This window comes from Winogradskyella pacifica, from assembly GCF_013403915.1.
Lineage (GTDB): Bacteria > Bacteroidota > Bacteroidia > Flavobacteriales > Flavobacteriaceae > Winogradskyella > Winogradskyella pacifica.
On sequence record NZ_JABFDI010000076.1, the window covers coordinates 1 to 602 of the forward strand.

Annotated in this window: 1 protein-coding gene; it reads left to right on the forward strand. The window is 36.9% G+C overall.

Annotated features, from left to right (window positions below; all coding sequences use genetic code 11):
* A partial coding sequence (locus HM984_RS17490) for a transposase (RefSeq protein WP_179350128.1) occupies nucleotides 1–602 on the forward strand: 602 nt, incomplete at both ends.

The following is a 602-nucleotide window of genomic DNA, read 5'->3' on the forward strand; positions in this document are numbered from 1 at the left end:
GATATTAGCTCTATTGAGAGGACTTATAAAGGAGGTGGAACTTCAAGTTATCATCCAAGAGATTTACTGAAGATTTTAATCTACGCTTACCTTCGCAATCTTTATTCATCTCGTAAAATTGAACAAGCCTTAGGAGAAAACGTTCACTTTATGTGGCTTTGTGGCTGTATTGAACCAGATCATAATACCATTAGCAATTTTCGCTCAGCAAAACTTAAAGGTAAGTTTAAAAAGATATTCAACCAAGTGGTCATTCTGTTGGCAGAACAAGGTTACTTAAGTTTGAAAGATATTTACGTTGATGGGACTAAGATTGAGGCGAATGCTAACCGTTACACTTTTGTGTGGGGAAAAAGCATCAAGACCTCACGCACCCGTATCGAAAAACAATTAAAAGATTTATGGCGCTATGTGGAGACTGTATATGCTGAGGAAGAACAAAAACCCAACGAACCTGATAATTTTGAAGCGATAGACCCTAACAAAGTCTCTCAAACAATTGATAAAATCAACCAAGCACTTCAAGGAAAAGACGTCGATAAAAAGGTAAAGCAAAAGCTTAATTATGCCAAGAAGAACTGGCCAAAGAATATCGCCAAGTA